Raw genomic sequence first — 24,036 nt, 5'->3', positions numbered from 1 at the left:
GAGACCTCCGCCCTCTGCGTGCGAGGGCCGGGGGGCTCGTCTCCCGAAATAAACAATAACCAATGCCGTCAAGGCAGAGTATCCTCATGGCGACACGTGGCGACGGATCGACAGATCCCGTCCTTTCCTTCTGGCGGCAGGCGGCCCTCGAGTTCGAGGCAGAGGTTGCGAAGGCCGTCTTGGGCCAGGATGCCGTCATCCGCCTTTTGACGATCGCGATCTTCGCCCGTGGTCATGTGCTGCTCGAAGGGGATGTCGGGGTGGGAAAGACCACCCTGCTACGCGCTGTCGCCCATGTGCTGGGGGGGCTTTTCGAGCGCATCGAGGGCACGGTCGATCTGATGCCTTCGGATCTTATCTACCATACCTATATCGGCGAGGATGGCCGGCCGCGTGTCGAGCCCGGGCCGATTCTCCGCCATGGCGGCGACCTCTCAATTTTCTTTTTCAACGAGATCAATCGCGCGCGGCCGCAGGTCCACGCGCTGTTGCTGCGACTAATGGCCGAAAAAAGCATAGCCGCCTTCGCGCGCAACGTTGATTTCCCCTACCTCCAGATCTTCGCCGACCGCAATCGAATCGAGCGCGAGGAAACATTCGAGCTGCCAGCGGCAGCCCGGGACCGCTTTTTGATGGAGATCAACGTTGCCACGCCTACCGATTCGGCAGCCAGGCGCGCGTTGATCTTTTCCTCGCGGTTCCATGACGTCGACCGGCTAATCGCCGGGTTACGACCGGCGATCCTCGACTATCGCGAACTGGGTTCCGTGGCAGAGCGCATCCAGGTCTCGGTCGATGCGAGTTCGCGTCTGCAAGACTACGTCATGGCGCTCTGGGACTGCCTTCGACGTCCGACATCGGCAAATATAGTGCTGCCGGACGTCGACATGGAGCGCCTTGTCGAGGGAGGCGGCAGCCCGCGGGGCCTGTCGTTCCTCATACGCGCAGCCAAGGTCGCCGCCTGGCTGGATGGGCGGATTATGCTGGTTCCTGAGGATATCCGCGCGGTCTTCACGCCCGTCATGGCTCACCGTATTTTTCTTGACCCAGTCTATGATCTTCGGCGCGAAGCCATCGTGGCCGATCTCTGTCAACGGCTCTTTGAGGCGGTACCGGTACCTTGAGTCCGCGCACCACTCCCGCACTCGTCGCTTATCGCCCGCCGCACGGCCTGACTGGCCTGCGAATCGGCGCGCATGCCGGGCGACGGCAGGATGGCCAAGCATATTTCCGTGACCTGGTGCCGTTCGAACGTGATCCGGACGGTAGGCGGATCGATCTGCGAGCCTCGGCCCGAGATCCGCTCGGACGGCTCTTTGTCCGCCGACTCGAACCAAGAAATATCATCACGGTCAACATCGTCGTCGACATGTCGGGCTCGATGGGTTTTGAAGGTAACGCGTCACGCCAGGCGATCGTCCGAGACGCTGTCCAGTGCCTCATCGCATCGGCACGTGCCTATCGTGACCCGGTTGGCTTGACCTTGTGCGATGGTCGCAAGTCGGCCGCGACGCCTAGCCTGCGGGCGACATTGCGACGGACCGTCTCGGCCGAGGCAGAAGCGCTATTGGCCGCCGTGCCACCGACTGGGGGCGACGTCGTCAGTCTTGAGGCGCTGCCGAGCCACATCGGCAACCGCCCACGCCTCATCTTTCTCCTCTCCGACTTTCTCTTGCCGGATGAGGTGCTGGACCGGTTGCTGCAAGGTCTCTCACGACATTATCTGGTAGCTCTCCGAATTGAGGATGGCTCGGAGAGCGGCGCCATGCCTCGATGGGGCCTGGTCGACCTTGCCGACCTTGAAACCGGCAAGCGTCGCCTGATGTTTCTCCGGCCGGCCTTGAGGCGACGTTGGGAGCAGGCGATGGGCGAGCTGCGTTTGCGCCAGCAGCGCCTCTTTGCCAGTCATGGACGCGATCTATTGCGCGTCGTCGACCGTTTCGATGCCGAAGCACTCGCCCGTCATTTGCGGTCGCGTGCATGAACTGCGTCTGGCGGTCGTCGGTCCTCTCGATCGCGCTTTTGGGCTCGCTCGCCGTATTTCCTGGACCGTATGCCGCAATGGCTCAGGTTCGCTCGGTCGACCTTTCCCTGCCACGCGAATATGGCTTCTTCATCGGCGACACACTCGAGAGCGACGTCGAGATCGAGGTCGCTAAAGGCACCCATCTGCTTGCTGCCTCACTTCCGGCAACCGGACGCGTCACCTATTGGCTGGAGCTGCGCGATTTCAAGCTCACCACGACCGAGCGGCCGGATACCACGCTCTATCGTCTGGCGATGCGCTATCAGACCTTCTACGCCCCACTCGATACACGCCGCATGAAAGTTCCGGGCTTCGATCTTCAATTCGAGGCCGGAAGCCAGACAATTCAGGCGAAGGTGCCCGACTGGTCTTTCGTGACCTCCTCTTTGCGCGAGATCGAGCCAGGTGGCCGCGACGCCGACGAACTGCTGGCGCCTGATTTCCTGGCCCAGCCTCTCGCTTTGCGCTCCGATGAACTCCGCCTCCTAGGCCTGAGCCTCCTCTTCCTCATTAGTTTGGGTGGGCTAGGCTATCATCGTGCTTGGTGGCCTTTCCACAACCGGCCGGCTCGCCCCTTCGCCCGGACCGCACGTGTCATCGCTAAGGACAGGGGCCTGGACGGGGCGGGCGCCATGGGACTCTTGCATCGCGCTTTCGACGCCTCCTTCGGCTGTCGGCTCCTGGCAGACGATCTACCGACCTTCCTGGCAAAGAAGCCGGAGATGCGGCCATTCGCTGGCGAGATCACCAGCTTCTTTGCCCAATCCCGGTCGTTTTTCTTCGGTACGGGCGTAGCCGTCACCCGCGCCGAGGCCGCGAGGCTGGCAAGGCTGCTGGCCCGAGCGGAGCGGGGGCGTCCATAATGCCGAGCTTCGACCATTTATGGCTCTTCTGGTTCATCCCGCTGGCGCTCCTACCCATCCTGGTGCGGCCCTGGCGTCGAAACGCCTTTTCCTCACTGCTGGTCGTGCCAGCCGATCGGCCATCGCTTCTCCTTTCCATCGGCGTCAAAGCGATGGCCTGCATCGCCATCGCCGCCATTCTCATTGCGTTGTCGGGGCCCTATGTGGGCGGCCGGATGATCGAAAGGGTGGGGACGGGGGCGCAAATTCTCATCCTTGCCGATCGTAGCGGCAGCATGAACGACACCTTTGCCGGCGACCGGCCGGACAGGGATCAGGAATCGAAGGCAAGTGCGGCCACGCGGTTACTGGCCGATTTTGTCCGGCGTCGCGAGCATGACCTTTTCGGCCTTGCTATGTTCGCCACCCTACCGATACCGGTCATGCCGCTGACCAATCACCGGGACGCCATCTTGGGCGCCATCGATGCGGTCGATCGACCGGGCCTTGGCTACACGAACGTGGGCCGCGGTCTCATCCTGGCTCTCGAAATGCTCCGCCGTTCACAAAGCGACGGCGTGCGCGTGATTCTCCTGGTTTCCGATGGCGCGGCAGTGATTGATCCGGACGTCCAGCAGCGCCTGCGGGCCGGCTTTGCCGAAGCGCCCGTTCATCTCTACTGGCTATTCCTGCGTACCGCGGGCGGCCGCGGCATCTACGATGTTCCCGACAGCCCGTCGGTCGACAATCCGCGGACGATGCCCGAGCGACATCTGGATCTGTTCTTCAAGAGCTTGGGCATCCCCTATCGCGCCTTCGAGACGGACGGTGCGGACGCCGTAGGTCAGGCCCTGGCCGAGATCGGTCGCCTCGAGCAGGCGCCACTCCATTATAGCGAGCCGACCCCGCGGTTCGAACTGGCGACGCCTGCTCTGATCCTGGCTCTGATCATGACGCTTCTCCTTACCGCGGCGCTCGGTAGCCAGGTTCGGTTCGCCCGCCACCGGCCGATGGACCGGACGATTTTGTCGGGAGGTGGATGATGCGATGGTTGCAAGGCAGCCTCTTTACCATCCTGCCTGTCCTGCTGGGCCTGGGTCTGCTGGCTCAAGCTTGGCAGCTTGGCGCGAAGATCCACGATAACCGGACAATCGAGGCCCTGGCAGGCACGGAAGATCGTGCTGTGCCATTGAATGCGCGCGGCGAAGTTCTTCTCGCGCGCGGCCGGTTCCTGCTTTTTCGTGACCGCATCGACGAGACCATTCCAATCCTGGATACACTGGCCCGCAGGGGTGATGCATCCACGGCCAGCAAGCTCACATTCGATATGGCGAACGCACGTGTCCGCCGCGCATTCGCTGCTATCGAGCGCGACGACACCGATAAGGCCGCAGCCGAAATCGTCCTGGCGCGCAACGGCTATCGCGACGTGTTGCGACAGGACCCGGGCGCCTGGAATGCCAAGCAAAATCTCGATGTCGCCAGCCGCCTTGTTCGCGACTTTCCAAAACTGGCGCCGAACGAGGATGCCGAGGAGCCGGCACCGCCATCGAGTGATCTTTGGACCGAGTTACCGGCGCAGCCGCGAGGCCTGCCTTGAGCAGGTTAACGGGTAGAGGATTGCGTTTCTGGCTTATGGCCTCGGCAGCCTTCCTGCTCGCTGCGGCCCTCTTCATGCCGCGCCTGAATATCGAATATCCGAGCTATGATCTTCTCGTCGTCGTCGACATCACGGGCAGCATGGCCGTGCGCGACGTGACGTTGGCGGGGAAGCCGGCGAGCCGCCTCGACCAGGCCAAGTGGCTGGTCCGCCAGATGGCGGCGCGCTTGCCCTGCCGTTCACGCATCGGGCTTGGCATTTTCACGGAACGCCAGCCCTTCCTGCTCATCGAGCCGATCGAGCTTTGCGACGGTTTCGCACCTTTCGATGCGGCCGTCGCCGGCCTCGACCGGCGCATGGCCTGGGAAGGCGACAGCCGAATCGCATCCGGCCTGATGCGCTCGATTGCAATGGCTCATGGCATGCCGGCGGACCTCGTCTTCATCACGGACGGTCAGGAAGCACCGCCCGTTCGGGCCGACCGGCCGCCCGTATTCGATGGCGTCAAGGGCGAGGTGCGTGGCCTGCTTTTGGGTGTCGGCGGTGCCGCACTCTCGCCCATTCCCAAATATGACGCTGACGGGCATGAGATCGGCTTCTACGCGATGGAGGATGTCCCGCAGGAGAACCGCGAGGGGCCACCGCCACCGGGCATGGAGGAGCGCGAGGGATACAATCCCCGCAATGCGCCCTATGGCGCCGCCCAGCCCGAGGGAACCGAGCATCTCTCCTCGCTCAAGGAAGACTATCTCAAGGATCTGGCCAAGCTTACCGGCCTTGCCTATGCGCGCGCGGGCGATCCGGCAATGCTGATGGCAGCGATCACTGCCAATGCCCGATCGCACATGGAGGTGACAGCAGAGGATATCCGCTTCATCCCGGCGGGCATGGCTCTCCTTACTCTCCTCCTGATTTACATGATGCTCCCGCTGTTCGACCGACTCTCTGGTCATCGGCGGAGTCGTGTTTCCCGGCAATTTACGAAAGGATGATTATGAACAGGCGTGCGCTGTTCGCCGGTACGGCGATGGTCTCTTTGCTGCCCATGCTCCTTGCCCGCCGAGCCTGGGCGCATGGACCGACGCCGCACAAGGCGGATCTATCCATCGACATCAAGGCCGACCCGGCAAAGGTCTGGGCGGTGATCGCCAATTTCGGTGACATCAGCTGGAATCCGAATGCCGAGAATGTCGAGAGCAAGGGGGGCAATGATCCGCAGGCGGGCGCCGATCGGACGTATACGCTCAAGGCTGGCAAGGCCTTCAAAGGAGGTGGACAGATGGAGGAGAGCCTGGACGACTACGATGCCAAACAGATGACCTATAGCTGGCGGCTTGAGAGCGAGGATGTGGAGAGTTTTCCCGTCAGCTTCTATTCGGCCTCGATCGTAGTGGCGCCAGCCGATGGCGGCAGCAAGGTGTCGGTGGAAGGGCGTTTTTACCGCGGCGATACGGGCAATGAGCCAGCCCCCGGTCAGGACGATGAGGCCGCCGAGGCTGCGATGGCGGAATTTCTGCAGTCCGCGCTCGACGGGATAAAGATCAAAGCCGAAAGCTGAACCATGCGACGCCGGGCTTTGCTCGCAGCTGGGCTGGGAACGTTGCTTCCCCACCCGGTCCTTGGCGGAGTGCCATCCTCCTCCGGCATTCTCTATGCCATCAGCCAGGATGCTGCAGCCATTTCGGTCATCGACTCGCGAACGCGGCAAGTTCGACAAACCTTCGCAACCGACCCCGGCCCGGCGCGCGCCGTCCACCTCGGTGAGGATCGTCTGGTCCTCAGTCATCCAGAGGCGCAGGCGCTCTCGGTTCTCGACCTTCGCGACGGTCGAACCATCGAACGAGTCCGACTCAAGGGAGAACCGTTTGGACTGACTGTGCATGACGGCGATCTTTTTGCGACTAACTGGAGCGAAGGGACAGTGGTGCGCATTGACGGCGAGGCCTTGACGATCGAGGGCGAGGTAGCCGTCGGTAAGTCGCCCTCTGATCTGGTCGCTGCTCACGGGCAGCTCTATGTGACCGACCGCGAGATGGACCGAGTCTGTCGAATTGATATCGAGCGGATGGTGGTGACAGGGTCGGTTGCGGTGGGCAGGGCGCCTTTTGCCATTGCCCTGGCCCCGGACGGCCTGCGGCTCTACGTCGCCAACGTGCGGAGCGCCTCGCTCTCGATCATCCAGGCTGCCGATCTGAAGCCGGTCGCGACCGTTGCCGTTGGCCAGATGCCCTATGGCGTAGCCGTGACGCCTGATGGAGCTCTGATCCTGGTCGTCAATCAACAGTCGGGCAATGTATCTTTCATCGACGCCCTCAGCCTCACGCCGCATGCGAACGTTAAGGTTGGCCGCTACCCGGAAGGCATTGCCATTACCGCAGATGGCCTCACTGCTTGGATCGCGAACTGGTTTTCAGCCGATGTCTCGCTTGTTTCAATCCTCGAAACGCGCGAACTCGTGCGGTTGAAAGTCGGCGACGGCGTGCGTGCCGTGGTTGCGGGCTGATGGTCGACAGCATGTCCACCAAACTGCGGATGCCGCAAACGGCTTGATCCGGAAACGAAACGATCTGCCAGCCGTAGTGCCGTGACCCTACTTTAGCAAACCACAGTCATTCGGCCATGGATCCAGATCTAGACGCCACCCCGATCGGGCTAGATACCGGACGCAACGACAATCGACCGCCGGCAGAGGGCGCACGATCTCCGCCGGAGGCCCCAACTCCATGATTTAGGCTGCTCAGTCGGCGAATGGATCCGTAACGAGAATGGTATCCTCGCGATCCGGGCTGGTGGAGAGCAGGGCCACGGGGCACTCGACCAATTCCTCGACGCGCTTGACGTATTTGATCGCATTGGCAGGCAGATCAGCGAAGCTGCGAGCGCCTCGTGTACTTTCGCTCCATCCGGCGAATTCCTCGTAGACCGGCTGGATTTCCGCCTGCGCCGCCAAGGATGCCGGGAAATGTTGGAGCATCGCGCCGTCGCGCCGCTTATAGGCGGTGCAAACCTTGATGGACTCCATGCCATCGAGAATGTCCAGCTTCGTCAGAGCCAAGCCGTTTATGCCTCCGATTTTGACGGCCTGCCGGACAAGCACGGCGTCAAACCAGCCGCAGCGCCTGGGTCGTCCTGTCACCACGCCGAATTCATGACCCCGTTCGGCAATCCCTTTGCCGACCTCGTCAAACAATTCGGTGGGAAACGGCCCGGAGCCGACGCGCGTCGTATAGGCCTTGCAGATCCCAAGGACATAACCGACACTATCGGGGCCCAAGCCGCTGCCCGTCGCGGCGCCTCCTGCCACGGTATTGGAGGACGTGACGAAGGGGTAGGTGCCATGGTCGACATCGAGCATCGTGCCTTGCGCACCTTCGAACAGGATGCGACGACCTGCCTTTTTGAGCTCGGATAGACGCAGCCAGATCGGTTCGGCGAAGGGCAGAATGCGCGGCGCAATGGCCAACAGCTCTGCCAGCAACTTAGCGCCATCCACCTCCTCGATGCCGAGGCCCCGGCGAAGTGCATTGTGGTGCAAGAGCAGTTCGTGAATCTTGAGGCGGAGATTCTCCTGATCGCCCAGATCACACAGACGGACGGCGCGACGGGCGACCTTGTCTTCGTAGGCTGGCCCAATGCCGCGGCCGGTCGTGCCGATCTTGCCGTAACCATCATCGCTTTGCTCGCGCGCCGTCTCCCGGGCGCGATCGAGCTCGCCATGTAACGGCAGGATCAAGGCCGCATTTTCCGCGATCCTCAGGGTCTCGGTGCCGACTGTCACCCCCTGGCCTCGGACAGTCTCGATCTCCTTCAGAAGTGCCCATGGGTCGATGACGACGCCATTGCCGATGATCGAGAGTTTTCCTGTCCGGACGACGCCGGAGGGAAGCAGCGACAGCTTGTAGGTCTTGCCATCGATGACCAGGGTATGACCTGCATTATGGCCGCCTTGAAAGCGGACGACGACGTCGGCGCGCTTCGACAGCCAATCTACGATCTTGCCCTTACCCTCATCACCCCACTGAGCACCAATGACTGTAACGTTGCTCAATTGTGTCCGCCTTCCAATCCGATCGAGCCGTGCGCATGCCTGACAGGGCCGTTCTCCGAGCCTTGTCGCTTGCAGAAAGACGGAAGTCTCCCGGCCAGCCGCGTTGCGGCGCTATGGTTAGTTGATTAGAGCCTCTAAGGCCAGCGTGCCGGGCTATGGGGCTAAGGTACCAGGCAGCAATTAACTGGATGAACTCATGCGGCTTTGCAGCGCTCGCTACCCGGATTCACTACTGGCGAGTATGGCCTGGATTGGCTTCTGCCTGGTTGCTTTCTCAAGAATGGGCCTCGAGACGGCGGCGGCCCAGGAGCAGCAGGACCTCAAGCAGGTCACTCGAGCTAGCGACGATCACGCAAGTGTTCTCCAAACTCCTCTCGTTCGACTTTTGCGAGATATCGCCGCTAAGGCCGTTTCCAGCAGGCAGCCCCCCCAGATACAAATCGGCCTGCGTTCGGGTAAAAGTCTCGATGGTCAAGTCATTGCGTTTATAGCCGATCAGGATCAACCGATGGTTGTTGTGAGCGAGGCGGGCGCGGACGGCGGGTCGCTCACGCATTGGGTCATGCTTTCCCAGATCGAAAGCATCAGCAGCAGCGATCCGGACCTAGGCAATCCCGCCTCCTATTCAGGTGCCCTCGAGGGGCGGGGCGGCGCAAACAGGGCCAATTTCAGAAAGCGGGTGCGTGATGCTGAGCGCAAGCTTTCTTCGGCACTTGATAGCGATCTGCCCATCAATGTCGATTTCGACACCTTGCCCGACGATGCATCGGCCTTGTCGATTGTTGGCGATGATATTGATCGTCTGGTCCAGCTTATCATCGACCGACCGTCACATGGCGCCGAACCATTCCCAAGTTCCATCGCGAGTATCGATGTCCAGACGGGCACGGCGCAGGTCGTTCATCAAGATGGCAAGCTCGAACTCTCTGTACCAGTCGATTCGGCCATTTCCGCCTCCACTCTGAAAAGCCTCGTCGACCAGGCGATCGAGCGTTAGGCGGAGGACCCAGGGAGCGCGCGGCGGCCGTGTCGGACGCCAGCGGCCATCCTGGCACACGCCGTTAATTCCCCGTCCGGTCCCCCGTGCCAATCCAACTACCGATCCGCTCTGGGCGCTCTGCGGGTATGTCGCGCCTGAGCGAACCAACGTGCAATCGAATTGCCCCGTTGCCTCAGTGCGACGCGGGAAATGAAGGGTAAGTTCCGCTAAATCCGTGTCTGCGCTACCAGGCCAACCGAACACCATCTGAGAGTAAGAGCGGATTTATCTGGACCCGTGCCTAGACCGATGCGGTAACGGGCTGGTTTCCTTCGATCAGATGAGAGGCAATGGTGTCGAGCGCCGTTGCGAGCGCTTCTCTGCTTCGCAGCGCGGAAATCGAGATGCGGACTGCCTTGGGGGGCAATCCCCGCCCAACGTGGAAGCGGTCCGATGGCGCGACCAGGATGCCCTGGCGCGCAAGCGAGAGGACAAACTCGCTCATCGTCCAGGAAGATGGCAATTGCAGCCACACATGCAGGCCACATGGATCGGCAGTCATCATCGACGCATCCGGCAGCGTATGTGCCAGCCGTCGGAACGCTATTTCGTGGCGGGCCGCCATCTCTCTGCGTTGTTCGGCGCAGGCGATCGACACCAGCCCGTCTTCGAAGGCTCGACAAAACAATTCGGCGATGAGCGGAGGGCTGGCGAGTGACAACTCAGCCTGAGCCGACGCCATTTTGCCGACCAGCGCCTCAGGCGTGTAAACGACTGCGAAGCGCAAGCCTGGGGACAGGCATTTCGACGCGCCCGTAATGTAGATCGTGTGCTCCGGCGCCATCGAGGCAAGCTGAGGAGGCGCCTGCTCGACCAGCGGGCCGTAAACGTCATCCTCGATCAAAAGGAGATCTAGGTCCTTGGCAACCTCGCAGATCTCGCGTCGTCGTTCTTCCGACATGCAAATTGTCGTCGGATTATGCAGGTTGGGTTGGATGACCGCAATTTTCGCTCCTGATTGTAGGGATACATTTCGGAGGGATTCGCTCATCACGCCCTGATTGTCCATGGACAACGGTTCCAGCCTCAGGCCCAACCCTCGAGCAACATTGATCGCGCCGGTGTAGGAAAGTGATTCCATCATCAAGGGCGCGCCCGAGCGGGTCGTCGCGAACAAGGCGGCAGCCAGGGCGGATTGCGTACCGTTCATGATGCTTAGTTGCGATGGCGCCGTTCGCAAGCCCATCGTCATCAGCCATTTGCTTGACAGTTCGCGATGGCGGAGGGTGCCGACAATCGGCGGATATCTTGAAAACAGCCCTGATGTCCCCGGGTCCTGGGCGATCGCTGCCAGAAGCGCCGGCAGCCGGCTTTGAACGCCGGTGTAAGCGATTGTATTCGATGTGAGGTCACGAACTTCGTCAGTCTGGGCTGCCTGGGCAAGCGCCGGAGCGAATTCCGCCGGGCGAGCATTGACGAACGTTCCCCTGCCGATCTCGCCTCGCACAAGTCCTCTTCGGGCCAGGAGGTCGTAGGCGCGACTGATCGTGCCTACGGTAACTTCGAGTTGCCATGCAAGTTCGCGCTGTGGCGGAAGCTTCGCGTCCGGGCCCAGGTCCCCCTTGGCGATCGCATCGCCTAACGCCGTCGCGATTGCCTGATAGGACGGGCCGCCGATGTCGACAAGGGCTTTGCGATTAATTGACACCATGACAATCTATCTATTTACGGCCACGCAGAGCGATTGTACCCATTCATTATAAATCAACAAGGGGCAAAACACATGCGTGCTTCTTCCGGTGGGAGTCGTCGAGCTAGATCAGTCCGGATTGATACCCGACATTTTGGGGTGGCGCTCGCCAGCGCGATAGCTCTTTTCGATGCCTGGGCAGAACGACGCCGGCAGCGGCTCGCCTTGAGGGCGATGTCCGACTACATGCTGCGTGACATGGGAATTAGTCGGGCTGACGCTGAGACGGAAAGCGTGAAGCCATTCTGGCGGGACTGAGAGCGTGGTCCAGCCCGCAGTCTCATTGATCGGAACGGCGAAGGCGGATGCCGGTGATAAATTGCTCCGCACCCGCTTCGCTCGCGGCCTCGCGCCGCTGATTCTCGTCCGCTCAGCCGGACCCGCCAAGGTGCCGACGCACGTCGACGATGAGATCGGCAACGCGCGACTTGTTCGCGCCGAAGTCAAAGAAACCGCTGCGGCTGCGGCTGTAAAGCGCAAACGTGGATGTCGTTTCGCTGACCGGTATGACTTTGAGTGCCAACTCGTCCACTAGGCCGAACACCGGCGAGCTCTCTTCGGCACTGAGGAGCAGGCGTTTTTCATCCACGTTCCGGATGACCGTGCGCGGCTGCGCCGCTATCACGTCTCGCCAGGCCTGAAAAAGCTTGGTCGCTGGAGCCACGAAGATTTGTGTGGGAACGTCGACCTCCGCCTGACAGGCGCTCGCGAGGCAAGCCAGATAGTCGTTCGGGGTGCTGCTCCGTTCAACCGTAGTCGGGTCTATCAGGCCCTCGTCGGTCGTCGGCGAGGTGCAGCCTCCCAGGCAAGCCAGGCCAATCAGGACGGCTGGCCAGAGGGGTCGGTGACGGACGTCAGGGCAGGGCATGATGGGTCAACGCTTGTTGTTCTCCTCTCCATTTGCCGACCAATGCCCGCCTCGGCAAGTCGGGCTCGGTGACCGACGATCGACAGGTGGCGAACCTGGACCCCCGAAGGTGCATTTGGCGGATGATGTGCTATCTTCAGCAAGCCTATAGCTGAAAGCGAGCTCGCGGTCCCTTCACAGCGGCTTTGACGCGACTAGCTATGCTCGCGGGGCATCGAACTTGCCAGAAGCGTAAACTCGGCGATACGGCGGGAGCTGGTGGCGGCGTCCTGGTGGCTATGATCGCATCAAGTCTGGAAGGTCGCCAGCCAGGCCCATGGCGTGCCGGACGAAGAGCTGCTTGAGAGGCTTCGTCCTCTGGACGGCTGCGAGGCCGAGATTGCGGGCAAGCTTCACAGGCAAAATATCATTGTTGAAGAGTCGGTTAAGTCCGTCGGTGATGCCCACGAGAGCGAGGCTGTCGAAGCGTCGCCATCTTTCATAGCGCTCGATGGCCATCTCGTCCCCAGGATCCAGTCCGAGGGACATCCTGTCTAAAATGACCTCGGCTGCTGCCGCGACGTCCCGTGCGCCGACATTCCACCCTTGCCCGGCCAGCGGATGAATTCCGCGCGCGCAGTCCCCCACCAGCATCAGACGAGGTGCCGCGTAGGCTTTGGACCAGACCAGCGAGAGAGGATAATGCCAACGACGGCTCGCAAGATGCATCCGTCCCAAATGCAAGCCGACACGATCCATCACCTCGACCTCGAACTGGTCGTCATCAAGGGCGGCTATGGCTTTCGCGCGTCCGCGGTCGAGGGCCCAGACAATCGAAGTGCGGTGCCGCCCGTCATCGTCATCGGTCATGGGGAGCGTCGCAATCGGACCATCAGAATAAAACCTCTCGAACGCTCTGTTCAGATGAGGCCTCTCGTGGACGAACGTACAGACGATACCGTCTTGCTTATAATCCCAGTGCGTTACGCCAATACCAGCGAGTTCGCGTGTAGCAGAGGACTTGCCTTCGCATACTGCGATAACTGACGATCGGATGGTTTTCCCGTTGGACAAGTGTACATAGGCTTTGCCACCGTCGACGCCGAGCTCAGTTACCGCAGCGCTCTCGCGTACCTGAATGGACGGACATGCGCGGAGGCGTGCGACCAGGGCTGCCCGCATCATTGCGTTGGGCACGATCCATCCCAGTGGTTCGCCGCCCACATCGCGATGATCATAGTGTACATTCGAGGGCCATGACGTTTCGCCAACGACGATGTCGTCGATCCGCTGCGCGTCGGGCGCCATAGAACGCCAGACGTTGAGCCGATCGAGCATGGTCTGCGTGCTGCGCGCGACCGCTGTCACCCGGCCGTCCGCCTTCGGCTCGAGGATTTCGGAAAACGCGCGACGCTCGACCAGTATTGCTCTGATCTTGCTGTTCCCGAGGGCGCAGGCGAGCGTCAGTCCGGTCAGGCCCGCACCAACGATCAGGACATCCGTTTCCGCAACGTCGTCGGCTGTTTCAGGGGCGCTGATTGGTGCGCTCATATGCCATCGGTCCTAATTTGCTCAGCGCCTGCGCAGGTGACGCGTCCGTAAGCAGGAAGCTACCGCAAATGACTGGTTTTGCCAGCGTACCATTTTTGAAAATCTGGCACGTGAATTGCTTTAAAAACATTAGTCCAGTCGGAAACGGATCTGCGTGACTGGCAGGACTTGTGGTTTGGCCCGAGCGCCGTGGGTCTTCTGCCAATGAAGGACGCGGCCATTAGCCCGGCGGACTGAAGGTTCGCCGGGCTTCTTTTTATGAACGTCGTCAAATTCCTATTCCGCATTAGCTCCTCGAGCAATGCGGGCCATGCCGGGATAGGGAGGGGGCTCGAATCCTAAAAACGCAGCGAGATAAGCTGCGCGGCATCTTGTGGATGCCGGAGCCAAGACAGTTCCGCCGAATTCATCTGTGTTGCGAGTGGCGGGGCAGGCTCTTCGTGCCGTATCGCTGATCGCTAGTGATCTTCACCCTCGCCGATCTGCAACTGACCGTAGTTCTGGATCCCAATTTTGTCGATAAGATCAAGTTCTGTCTTGTAATGATCTTGATGTTCTTCTTCATCTTCGAGAATTTCGACAAAAAGATCTCGAGTCACGAAATCCTTTTCCCTCTCACATAATTCGATGTTCCTTCGGTAGATCTCGATGCCTTCGATCTCAAGGCGATAATCGCACTCGATTACCTCGCGAATATTCTCGCCGATGTAGAGTTTGCCCAGATCTTGAAGGTTCGGAAGGCCTTCGAGCAGGAGGATACGTTGGATCAGTCGATCGGCGTGGTGCATCTCCTCGATCGACTCTTTGTACTCAGCCTTGCCGAAGCGGCGGAAGCCCCAATTATCCAGCATACGAGCATGAAGAAAATACTGGTTGATCGCTGTGAGTTCGCCTTTCAGCGATTCGTTGAGGGCTGAAATGATAAGCCGGTTTCCTATGATGCCCTTCATCGAAGGCTCCCTCAGGTCAATGATGTTGGCTTTTGATTAGAATAATTCTAAGAAATGTCAAGGAGCGAATGCCCGTGACTTTGGTCGTGCAGTCATGTCCGCGCCTTATCAAAGGACTCCTGCTTTCGTGCGTCCGCCCTAGCGTTTCGGCTCTGGCTTTTGAAACTGGTTCTTCCACGCTTCGTACGGCATGCCGTAGACAAACTCTCGAGCCGCAGCATTCGAAAGCTCTAGCCCGCGTTCAACGGCGGCTTCTTGATACCACCGCGCGAGGCAATTCCTGCAGAAGCCGGCCAACTCCATCAGCGCTATATTCTCCACATCCGAGCGCTCGCGAAGATGCTTCACGAGGCGCCGGAATGCAGCGGCTTCGAGTTCAATGCTGGTAGCCTCTGGTTCATTTTCCATTGCTGGGTCCCTTGGTGCTTTGCTTCGCTTAGATGGCCATTTGGCCGTCGTCCACAATGCGTATCGCTTCCGGCCTCGTTGCTGCGATCAGTGCGACACACGGCCCAGGGAAATATCAGGCGGGATAAAACGGCTTCTCGCTCTGGGTAACGCGTGGTGCTAAAAAAGGGCGGTGTTGGAGAAGTTTAACCCCAAAAAGGCGGACCACCCATGAGGCGTGTCGTGGACGACGGCATTGGGCAGCGCGAATCGTCGGTTTCAGATGTAGAATTCCCGGCGGACACGTGTCGACCGAGGCGAAAGATCGTCGGTGACGTCCTGCGTCTGGGTGCCGGAGCGGTCGCTCTCAGTGCAACATCCCTCGCGGCAAAGCGTTCACTGGCTCAACCAGCGGTCGTCCGGCTGCTGAGCGTAGATAATATCCTGGTGACCAAGCACGCGCGAACCTTGGCGCTCCGAAGCGGCGACAAGGTAATGAACGAGTTCCGTGTTGCGCTGGGTCGCAACGATACCGGACCAAAGCGGGTCGCCGGCGATGGAAAGACGCCGGAGGGGCTCTATTTTCTCGACCGGTTCAATTCACACAGTGAATTCTATAAATCTATCCATATTTCCTATCCCAATGCTAATGACTGGGTGCGGGCCGCTTCCTTGGGCCAGCGGCCGGGCAGCAACATCATGCTTCATGGCTTGGATCCGAACATCGCGCCGGAAAACCGCAGCGTACATTGGATGTTCAACTGGACAACAGGCTGCATCGCGGTCACAGACTTGGAGATCGACGTGATTTGGGACAGTGTCCGTTTGGGCACACCGATCGAGATACGCGCATAACGCGCCTCTCAGTCTTCACCTGGGCGAGGCGCGACCTATAATTGTCTTCGACGCCAGGGAGCATCTTCCACTGCGGCGGTCCCCTTTCGGCCCATTGGCCACTGATAGGGGGGGCGCGGTTGTGGGAGGCGAGCCTTGGCCGATCATTTTAGACCTAGGTTAGTTTGGAGATTTCCATGAAGAAGGTAGTCGCTTTCGCTGTTGCCGCCCCGCTGTTCGCGCTCGCGGCATGCTCGGGCAGCAGCGACCAGGACTCGGTGCGGTCCGAGATCGCTGGCGTTCGCGCAACGGCACAGGCCGCCGACCAGAAGGCCACCGAAGCCCTGGCGACCGCCCAGCGTGCCGCCCAGGACGCTGCACTGGCTAACCAGAAGGTCGATCGCGTCTTCAATTCTGGTCTGCGCAAGTAAGTTTGATCGTGGCGAAATAGGCGGCGATTTGTTGATCGACGCTTAATTTCGTGGATCGAACTCATGGTCGGGATCGCCGGTCTGCCCGAGAGGGTCGGCCGGCGATTTTCGCAACATCGGCGTTGATTTGTTCGCGTGCGGCTTAGTTCCTCCGACGCGCATGTTTGGAGCCGGCAAGCTCGCACCCGATAGTCGGGACGCCTACGTCGAGAGTTTGTCGGACGTTCCGTTCAGTCGATCGAGCGCCTGCCTGACAATGAAGCGGACGTTCGTTATTCACGGCCTCGCATGTCTGCCCACTCCTTGTGTCGTAAATATTTCTGCCATCGACTATAGATCTTGGGCATGGGCGTGAGATTCGGCCGCCAGTTGAGGGTCTTTCGCTGGACATTCGAAGGGGCTTCGTCGCTCGTGTCGGCCATTACGAATGGGTGTTGCTGCACTGTCTCCATGTCTGCCGACGACGCGGATTGACTTGGTGAATTTCCTCGCCTTGAAGCGGGGCTGAAAATATCAGGGCAGACGCGATATCAGCGTATGGATCGTCGCGATCCGGTTAACTTGGCACCTAGCGGTTCGCGCGATGTTTATTGATGGTGGTCCGTCCACTCGATAGAGAGCGGATGAAATTTTGAGTGGGTCGATCGAAGCGCCCACTGGACGGTCTAGTTGGTCAAGAAAGGCAAGCTGATGCCGACCAGGCGTAGCTTTTTGACGATCTGCGGCACTATTGCGGGTGCTGAGTACATCTTCAACGGATCAGTGCTGGCAGCGACCAAAGCGCCGCCTGGAGCTGACCGAGCCACCGCTGCCCTCAACGGCAAGAAGGCCGATAACCCGCAGGCAAAGCCGACGGCCGCCCGTGATGGGGACATGCTGGGCGACCTCACTTATTTTACGACGACGGCCGACACAGTGTTGCTCGCTCTAGCGAAAGAGTATGACGTCGGTATCCTCGAAGTCTCGGCAGTTAATCAGGGCGTCGACGCCTGGGTTCCGGGTCCTGACAAGCTTATTTTATTGCCAACAGCCCATCTTTTGCCGCAGGTGGCGAGAACACCCGGCAGTATCGTCGTCAACAAGTCTGAATTGCGGCTTTATTATTTTCCGAAGGATGGACCAATCGAGACGCATGCGATTGGCATAGGCCGGGAGAGCCACGGTACCCCAGACGGCAGTACGACGATCACCAGAAAGAAAAAGGATCCCACCTGGACGCTGACTGCCGATGAGCGGAAGGCCCATCCGGAGTTACCTGCGGTCATGCCGCCCGGACCAGACAATCCGATGGGTGATCGGGCCATGTATCTCGGATGGCCCGCTTATGCCATTCACAGCACGAATCAGGAATATGGGGTAGGGCGGCTGGCCAGTCGTGGTTGTATTCGTCTCTACACGGCTGTCGCCCATCATCTGTTCGACGTCTTGCCCATCGGCACGAAGGTGACGACGGTCGAACAGCCGATCAAGGCTGGCTGGCGACAGGGAGGGCTGTTCATCGAGGTCCATCCAACCTACGAGCAGCTCAATCAGCTTGAAGACACCTACACCTTCAAGGCCGACCAAACTGCGCCCATGGCCGATGCCAGAAAATTGCTGGAGGCAAAAGCTTCCGACGTAATCGACGAAATCGACTGGGATCGCGTGCAAGCCGAATTGGTCCAGCGTCGCGGCATCCCAGTTCAGGTGTGGGGGCCGCCCGTGGCGATTACCGGCGGTGTCAAACCTTCTTTGGACGCGTCGGCGACATCGACAGGGGAAGTGGCCGAGGCTCAGGAGGAACGCCCGACTGCAGATCATCCGGGGACCGGGCTCAATCCCGCTAACGTTGCACCCAGAGATTCTGGCTTGAACGGCGTCTACTGATCACGGGAAGGGTTAGGGAAACGCCGGTCGTGCCGATATCGAGCGCCTGAGAAGCTCACGCATGGCTCTACCCGCGGAAACCACGCTTCGCGCACGCTGGCTGCGCTGAGGCAAAGACCGCCTATATCTTTGCTGGCAATGAGCCTGAATTTCGCCGGGCGGCTTCGGGCAACCTCTGACTTTCAGAACGATGGCGACTTTTCATGCGCCACGCTCCTAAGATCTCGGAGTGCGAAACGCTTTAAGGTTCTGCCATGAGCGCACCCAGGCAACGGCGCCCCTTGCGACAACTGATCGACGATCGCGTGGAGATCGTCATCGGTATCGTCGCTGTCGCCCTTCTCGTGGTCGGCTGCTTCATGGTCCTGCAGCCATTCCTTTCGGCGCTTCTTTGGGGTGCCATCTTGGCTTACTCGACGTGGCCAATCTATCAAACGGTCAAGCGGCGCCTTGGCGGGCGAAGTACCCTGGCAGCTTCGTTGATGACGCTATTATTAGCGATGGCCTTCGTACTGCCGATCGTCGTCGTCGGCAGTAGCGCGGTTGACGGCGTCAATCGCCTGCTTGATATTTTCCGCACCATCTTTGCCAACGGCATTCCGCCCGCGCCAATTTGGTTGAATGGCGTGCCAATCATCGGACCACCGATCGTCGAGGCCTGGCAGGAAATTTCTTTGAATGCGAGCGAGCTTTGGACTCTGCTCCAGCCTTATTTCTCGACCATTCGGGATTTCCTCATCGCGCTGGCGGTCAGCGTAGGCGGCGGCTTGATCGAGATATCGCTTGCGGTCTTCGCGGCATTCTTCTTCTACCGAGATGGCGAACTCGTCGTCGGACAGGCGCGCGCGATTGGTACCCGTATCGCTGGCGAGCGCATCTCTTCTTTGATGGAGACGGTGGGCGACACGATGAAGTCCGTTGTCTTCGGTGTGGTCGGCACGGCGCTGATCCAAGGTGCGCTTTGCGGTATAGGCTTTTGGATCACGGGCATTCCGAGTGCGTTCGTCCTTGGCTTCATCTGCTTCGTGACCGCTCTGCTCCCGTTGGGACCAGCGGTCATCTGGTTGCCGATCGACGTCTGGCTATTCATGCGCGGCGAGATTGGTTGGGGCATATTCCTCCTTATCTGGGGTGTGTTGATCGTCGGCGGCCTCGACAATGTGATCAGGCCATGGCTGATCAGCCGTGGCGGGAGTCTGGGTTTCCTTCCCGGCTTTCTGGGTGTCGTTGGTGGAGCCTTCGCATTCGGCTTTCTCGGCATTTTCCTTGGGCCAGTGCTTTTGGCCGTCGGCATTGCCGTCGTCGGGGGCTGGGTCGACCCGGAATCTCCGGCCGACTCGGCTTGAGCGTGTGGTTTGACGCCGAGGGCGGCAATCCATACACACATCCGGTTCGAAACCGGCCCTGTTTGGACCATGTCTCAGGTGCAGCAAATTGAGCGAAGAAAAGTTCGACCTTTGGCCCTTTTATCGCGATGAACCCGATAAGGTCGTGTTGCCACCATTGGTGGGGGCCGTGCCTTCAAAGGCACCACCGGTCAGAATTTTCCTTGGTACCGAGGAAAGTCAGTACCGGGCCGAGCGAGTCTTTTTCTACTCGATTCTTCAAGTTCGCGATCCGGGCCGCACCTACGAGATCTATCTGATGAAGAACCTAGCCGGGTTCGATCGTCGAGGTTGGCGAACCGGCTTCACGAATTATCGCTACGCAATTCCAACCTTGGCGGGCGGTTCTGGCAAAGCGATCTACAACGATGTCGATCAGATCTATCTGGCCGATCCCGCTTTGCTTTTCGATCTGTCGCTCGAGGGTCACGGCTATCTCGCGATCGCGGATACCGATACCTCGGTCATGCTGATCGATTGCGCCAAGATGCTGCCTTTGTGGAACAGAGAGGCGGCATCGCATGGCAGCAAGGGCGAATTATTGAACAAGCCTCGCAAAGAAGGTGGCCTCTGGGGGCAACTCGATCCGCACTGGAATGCCCGCGACCAGGAATATGACGAGCGCCTGACGAAGTGCCTGCATTATACGGCATTGCATCAGCAACCGTGGGAGCCGTTCCCGGAAGCCTACTCGTATCATGCCAATCCGCTTGCCTATATCTGGCATGACCTTGAACGGAGGGCCGACCGGGAAGGCTATCAGGTCTTCACCGTCGACTCACCGAGCCCCGGCTACGACCGCCAAGTAGGCGCCAATTCGAGCAACCTGTTCCCGATCGATCGAGCTCGCGTTCCGAATGAAAAGGCGAGCGCACTTTTCACCGCGCTCTCCTGCCAGACAGTTGAGGAGATCCGTGCGATTGCTGACGCGGGGCACTCGAGAGCTTCGCTGTTCGGTCTAGCAATTTCCAACCGCCGAACCCTGAAGCAGGGCCCGTCAACCTGGCCCGACGCCCACCCGGACATCATCGCCGTCTTTGATCTTTTTGAAGTGGTGCCGCCCGCCGATACGCCGTGGATTCTCGATCTGCTCTTCCGTCGAGCGGCAAAGGCGCTCTATATCGCCATTCGAACAAGCCCGGGGAACGGGATGGGGAGCGCTGTCTGGTGGCGCAGGCGCATTGCCGAGGCGGCACAAGCGCATCCCGGCAAGAGCTGGCATTTCGATGCCATCACGCCTGATCTCGGAGTTGAGCCATCGGGCGTCGAAAGGCACGTGAGTAGCTCTGCCAGCCGCGTCTGGGTGCTGACGGCCGGCGAGCGGAGCGAGGACGAGCAAGCGGTGGCGCTCGCGCGTAAGTTGGCCATTCCCTTCGAGACCAAGGATCTCGTTTTTGGGCCTCTGGGCGTGCTGCCCCACGCTGTTCGTGGCGCATCCAGAATCGGCCTTGATGTCGGACAATCGGCCCGAATCGAGGAACCTTGGCCGGACCTAGTGATATCCGGGCGTCGGACTGCCGCCATCGGCCGCTGGATCAAACGCCAAAGCAAAGGCAGAACACGACTCGTGCAGATAGGCGGTCCCGGGAGTGCCTTCAGCGCATTCGATTTGATCATTGCCTTGCCGGAAGAACAGCTTCCGATCAGAGACAATGTTCTACAGGTGGCGGCGCCTTTGTTGGAGCCCGAGAAGCCTGAAGGCAATTCGGGATCGGTACCGCAAGAGCCTGTTCTGGCCGTCTTCGTTACCGGCGGGAGATATCCTTTTGCCATGCCTCGCGATGTAGCGATCAATATTGCAAAGGCGGCAGCCAATGAGGTCGGCGGCAAGGGGGCGATTTGGCTCTGTGCGGTAGGCAGCGCGGCCGCCTCGACCGCCGAGGCAATGGCAGACGCGATCAAGGGAACCAAGAGAGTCATTCATCTGAGCGAAAGCGGCGATAATCGATTGGCCGAGATACTGAGTGGTGCCGATGGATTCGTCGTTACCGTCGATGATAGGGCCCTTCTGGCACGCGTGACGGCCACAAACAAACCGATCGCCATTGCCGACCTGCCGCTTTGGTATGATAAGCTTAAGGTTGTGCGACCGGTTCTTGGTCTTATGAAGAAGGCGACCGGAGGCGGTCTGAGCTACCGGGGTACGCCGCATCAACAGCATGTTGTAGGGCGATTCCTCGATCGACTGACAGCGCAAGGCTTGCGACGCCCGTCTTCGGAGCCCCTTGCTACTAGACGGGCATTGATTGCCAGAGGGCTGGCCGTTCCGCTGGGGGGGCAAGCTGTGTCCTCAGCAAAGCGGCTGGACGATCTCGATCGTGTATCAGAGCGTGTCAGGCGCCTGCTAACGGACTATTCGACGACAGCCTGACCGCACCGAATAGAGGCGTCACAAAGAAAAACGATCTGGCCAATGTCGGCGCGCCGACCGGACGGCTATGCCGAGCGCCCCTCCGCCCACCAGGCGCCGGCAATCGCTCCTGCCAACAGAAGTAATGCCAGCCATGGCGGGATTAGCGCGATATCCGACGAGCCGGTGACATTGTAGGCGCCATTCTGCCTGATTCCGATCCAGCCTCGGCCTTCCATTCTTCGGCCTGCGGCGATCGTCCGAATGTCCGGGACCCCATCTTGGTAGAGCCAGTTGACCGAACCGCCGGTAGCGGTGGCCAGGGGAGCGAGGCGGTCGGCCGTGGCGCGAATATCCGCAAGTTCTCGAGCTGCGATCGGATGTGGCTCTACGTAGACGGCGTGATCTCCGTCGCTCACCTTATAAAGGCCATCCTGGTCGGCGACGACGCTGGCACGAGCCACGCCCGCCGCGTCGGGTTGCATGCTGACGGTGCGCTCCGTGCCATCCGGGGCCGTTATCGTGGCCTTGATCGGGTCTTGTCCTATCGTGTGACGCGTGATCCTGATCCCGTCGGCCGTGGCACCGGCCTCAAGCCTTTCTTCCTCAAGTTCCGGCTCCTTCATCAACCAGTGAACGAGGCGCCGGAGGAGTGCCGCCTGCGGGCCACCCTCCTGAAAGCCTCTAGCCCAAAGCCATGCGTGATCTGACAGTAGCTGGGCCACGCGGCCCTGTCCCATACGCGCTAATGCCAAGAGCGGGCGATCCGCTACGCCGGTCATGACGACCTGCGCGCCTCCAGCCTCCACGTCCACCTGTCTGAACCAGTCGCCCCATGAGGGATCCCCGTCAGGGGGAGCCAGTCCCTGTGTGACCGGATGTCGTTGACCGAGTTCGCTGATATGAGGCTTAAATTCGCGCTCGAAGACTTCGCCGGAAGGCCTCCCGGGCAGAATGCGCGAGAGCGGCGTGCGAAAGAGACTGGTCGGCGAGGCGAACTCAGGACCCGTGGCCTCGAGTAGCGCTCCCCCATGCTCGACATAATTCGCAATGTTGTCGAGATAGGCTAGCGGTAGCAGCCCGCGTCGGTTGTAGCGATCGAAGATGACGAGATCGAACTCGTTCAGCTTAACCTCAAAAAGCTCGCGTGAGGGGAAGGCGATCAGCGCCAACTCGCGGATGGGTGTGCCGTCCTGTTTTTCCGGCGGGCGCAAGATCGTGAAGTGGACCAGATCGACAGCCGGGTCTGCCTTCAAGAGATTCCGCCATACCCGTAACCCGGGATAGGGCTCACCTGATACAAGCAGCACCCGCAGCCGGTCGCGAACGCCATTGACGTTCGCGATGGCTCGATTGTTGAGCGCGGTAAGCTCTCCAGGTCGCACAGCGGCTTCCGCCTCCAGCACCGCCGGGCCCGCTTTGTCGAGGCGAAAGGGGATGGTCGCCGGCTGTCCTGGGCGTGCCTCAATCTGGGCAACTTGCTTGCCGTCCTGGCGGAGAATGACGGGGACCGTATCGCTCCCAGACGGGCTCTCTGTCACGCGAACAGTGATGGAAGCGTCCTGTCCCACCATCACATAAGTCGGCGCCTGTTCTATGGTGAGTTGGCGATCCTGCTCGTCCGGGCGTCCCGTCAGCAAGACATGGAGAGGTGTCCCCAGAAGATCCCGCTGTCTTTGCAAGGTCCCTTCGTCTCCCGCCCCCGGAGCATCGTGAATCTGGCCGTCGGTCACTGCAATAACGGCACCGATGCGCGATTTGTCGATCTCGCCCAGAGCTTCGGCCAGCCGGTCGTTCAGCTTCGTTCCGTCCGCATCGCCGTCAAGTTCGATCTGGCGGAGTTGCAGGTTGGGTATCTTGCTCAGGCGGCTGGTCAAGTCTTTGGCCGCGTCGTCGACTTGCCCGTCGCGTTTTGCCAGACGCTGGCTGGGCGAACGGTCGACGACGACCAGTGCCACATCGGGCAAAGGCTGGCGTTGTTCATCGCGCAGCGACGGATTGATGAGTGATACAAGTGCCACGATGACGAAGACAGCGCGAAAGACCGAACCTCTTGCTCGCCGGTAGAAGCCGAGGAATAGAACGATGAGGGAAAGAATGGCGAGGCCCGCGACCACACTAACGGGGAAATAAGGGGTCCATGTAAGGCTGTATTTATCCATAAAATTCTCGCCATAAAATCCCGACGAA

22 protein-coding genes are annotated in these 24,036 nt (G+C 60.2%); 15 read left to right on the top strand and 7 right to left on the bottom strand.

Annotation, left to right across the window (positions count from 1 at the left end):
* Positions 1-86: 86 nt before the first annotated feature.
* The 8 genes from CFB17_RS07900 to CFB17_RS07865 are packed head-to-tail and all read left to right on the top strand — an operon-like array spanning position 87 to position 6,971.
* Positions 87-1,124: an AAA family ATPase gene (locus tag CFB17_RS07900; RefSeq protein WP_088560865.1), complete on the top strand. Its 1,038-nt coding sequence runs from the start codon at positions 87-89 to the stop codon at positions 1,122-1,124.
* A complete protein-coding gene (locus CFB17_RS07895) occupies positions 1,121-1,984 on the top strand; it encodes a DUF58 domain-containing protein (protein ID WP_088560864.1) in 864 nt (287 codons plus the stop codon). Before CFB17_RS07900 ends, CFB17_RS07895 begins: the two co-directional genes overlap by 4 nt.
* A complete protein-coding gene (locus CFB17_RS07890; RefSeq protein WP_088560863.1) occupies positions 1,981-2,889 on the top strand; it encodes a nonribosomal peptide synthetase MxaA in 909 nt (302 codons plus the stop codon). The genes CFB17_RS07895 and CFB17_RS07890 overlap by 4 nt, the downstream gene beginning before the upstream one ends.
* Entirely contained in the window at positions 2,889-3,911 is a 1,023-nt protein-coding gene (locus CFB17_RS07885; protein WP_088560861.1) for a vWA domain-containing protein, read from the top strand. The genes CFB17_RS07890 and CFB17_RS07885 overlap by 1 nt, the downstream gene beginning before the upstream one ends.
* On the top strand, positions 3,911-4,468 hold the full coding sequence (locus CFB17_RS07880) for a hypothetical protein (protein ID WP_133063865.1): 558 nt from the start codon (positions 3,911-3,913) through the stop codon (positions 4,466-4,468). Before CFB17_RS07885 ends, CFB17_RS07880 begins: the two co-directional genes overlap by 1 nt.
* 20 nt (positions 4,469-4,488) lie before the next feature.
* On the top strand, positions 4,489-5,460 hold the full coding sequence (locus CFB17_RS07875) for a vWA domain-containing protein (RefSeq protein WP_243389793.1): 972 nt from the start codon (positions 4,489-4,491) through the stop codon (positions 5,458-5,460).
* 2 nt (positions 5,461-5,462) lie between these two features.
* Positions 5,463-6,026 (top strand): SRPBCC family protein, encoded by a 564-nt coding sequence (locus CFB17_RS07870; protein ID WP_088560855.1) that lies wholly within the window; start codon positions 5,463-5,465, stop codon positions 6,024-6,026.
* A 42-nt stretch (positions 6,027-6,068) separates the two neighbouring features.
* A complete protein-coding gene (locus tag CFB17_RS07865; protein WP_165769491.1) occupies positions 6,069-6,971 on the top strand; it encodes a YncE family protein in 903 nt (300 codons plus the stop codon).
* Positions 6,972-7,205: 234 nt separating this feature from the next.
* Here CFB17_RS07865 and CFB17_RS07860 read toward each other — a convergent pair whose 3' ends face one another.
* Complete coding sequence (locus CFB17_RS07860; protein WP_088560851.1) at positions 7,206-8,516, bottom strand: adenylosuccinate synthase; 1,311 nt, start codon at positions 8,514-8,516, stop codon at positions 7,206-7,208.
* A gap of 196 nt (positions 8,517-8,712) precedes the next feature.
* On the opposite strand from CFB17_RS07860, the gene CFB17_RS18985 reads away from it, so the two are divergent.
* A complete protein-coding gene (locus tag CFB17_RS18985) occupies positions 8,713-9,513 on the top strand; it encodes a hypothetical protein (RefSeq protein ID WP_165769490.1) in 801 nt (266 codons plus the stop codon).
* 283 nt (positions 9,514-9,796) lie between these two features.
* Here CFB17_RS18985 and CFB17_RS07845 read toward each other — a convergent pair whose 3' ends face one another.
* Entirely contained in the window at positions 9,797-11,206 is a 1,410-nt protein-coding gene (locus CFB17_RS07845) for an aminotransferase-like domain-containing protein (protein ID WP_088560846.1), read from the bottom strand.
* Positions 11,207-11,278: 72 nt separating this feature from the next.
* On the opposite strand from CFB17_RS07845, the gene CFB17_RS07840 reads away from it, so the two are divergent.
* A complete protein-coding gene (locus tag CFB17_RS07840) occupies positions 11,279-11,503 on the top strand; it encodes a DUF1127 domain-containing protein (RefSeq protein WP_088560845.1) in 225 nt (74 codons plus the stop codon).
* Positions 11,504-11,615: 112 nt separating this feature from the next.
* Here the strand turns inward: CFB17_RS07840 and CFB17_RS19770 are convergent, their stop codons facing one another.
* The 4 genes from CFB17_RS19770 to CFB17_RS07820 form a co-directional block, all read right to left on the bottom strand.
* Positions 11,616-12,113 (bottom strand): DUF1499 domain-containing protein, encoded by a 498-nt coding sequence (locus CFB17_RS19770; protein ID WP_088560844.1) that lies wholly within the window; start codon positions 12,111-12,113, stop codon positions 11,616-11,618.
* A gap of 276 nt (positions 12,114-12,389) precedes the next feature.
* The gene (locus CFB17_RS07830) at positions 12,390-13,643 is read right to left on the bottom strand and encodes a UbiH/UbiF/VisC/COQ6 family ubiquinone biosynthesis hydroxylase (RefSeq protein WP_088560843.1); all 1,254 of its coding nucleotides are present in this window, start codon (positions 13,641-13,643) and stop codon (positions 12,390-12,392) included.
* A 458-nt stretch (positions 13,644-14,101) separates the two neighbouring features.
* Positions 14,102-14,584: a bacterioferritin gene (gene bfr / locus CFB17_RS07825; RefSeq protein WP_088560959.1), complete on the bottom strand. Its 483-nt coding sequence runs from the start codon at positions 14,582-14,584 to the stop codon at positions 14,102-14,104.
* Between the two features lie 147 nt (positions 14,585-14,731).
* A complete protein-coding gene (locus CFB17_RS07820; RefSeq protein ID WP_088560842.1) occupies positions 14,732-15,001 on the bottom strand; it encodes a DUF1244 domain-containing protein in 270 nt (89 codons plus the stop codon).
* 210 nt (positions 15,002-15,211) lie between these two features.
* Here CFB17_RS07820 and CFB17_RS07815 point away from each other — a divergent pair, with 210 nt between their 5' ends.
* From CFB17_RS07815 to CFB17_RS07795, 5 genes are all read left to right on the top strand, one after another.
* Positions 15,212-15,835 (top strand): L,D-transpeptidase family protein, encoded by a 624-nt coding sequence (locus CFB17_RS07815; RefSeq protein WP_088560841.1) that lies wholly within the window; start codon positions 15,212-15,214, stop codon positions 15,833-15,835.
* Between the two features lie 176 nt (positions 15,836-16,011).
* Positions 16,012-16,245 (top strand): alanine-zipper protein, encoded by a 234-nt coding sequence (locus CFB17_RS07810; RefSeq protein WP_133063863.1) that lies wholly within the window; start codon positions 16,012-16,014, stop codon positions 16,243-16,245.
* A 669-nt stretch (positions 16,246-16,914) separates the two neighbouring features.
* Positions 16,915-18,111, top strand: a complete 1,197-nt coding sequence (locus CFB17_RS07805) for a L,D-transpeptidase family protein (RefSeq protein WP_088560839.1) — start codon at positions 16,915-16,917, stop codon at positions 18,109-18,111.
* 254 nt (positions 18,112-18,365) lie between these two features.
* Positions 18,366-19,457, top strand: coding sequence for an AI-2E family transporter (locus tag CFB17_RS07800; RefSeq protein ID WP_088560838.1), 1,092 nt, complete (start codon positions 18,366-18,368; stop codon positions 19,455-19,457).
* 88 nt (positions 19,458-19,545) lie between these two features.
* Positions 19,546-21,867: an ELM1/GtrOC1 family putative glycosyltransferase gene (locus CFB17_RS07795; protein WP_088560837.1), complete on the top strand. Its 2,322-nt coding sequence runs from the start codon at positions 19,546-19,548 to the stop codon at positions 21,865-21,867.
* A gap of 65 nt (positions 21,868-21,932) precedes the next feature.
* Here the strand turns inward: CFB17_RS07795 and CFB17_RS07790 are convergent, their stop codons facing one another.
* Entirely contained in the window at positions 21,933-24,008 is a 2,076-nt protein-coding gene (locus tag CFB17_RS07790; RefSeq protein ID WP_088560836.1) for a hypothetical protein, read from the bottom strand.
* Positions 24,009-24,036 lie beyond the last annotated feature (28 nt).

It is taken from the genome of Arboricoccus pini (genome assembly GCF_900187945.1).
Taxonomy (GTDB): Bacteria; Pseudomonadota; Alphaproteobacteria; order Geminicoccales; family Geminicoccaceae; genus Arboricoccus; species Arboricoccus pini.
Note: the sequence above shows the minus strand (reverse complement) of the source record. Positions and strands in the feature narration are given on the sequence as shown.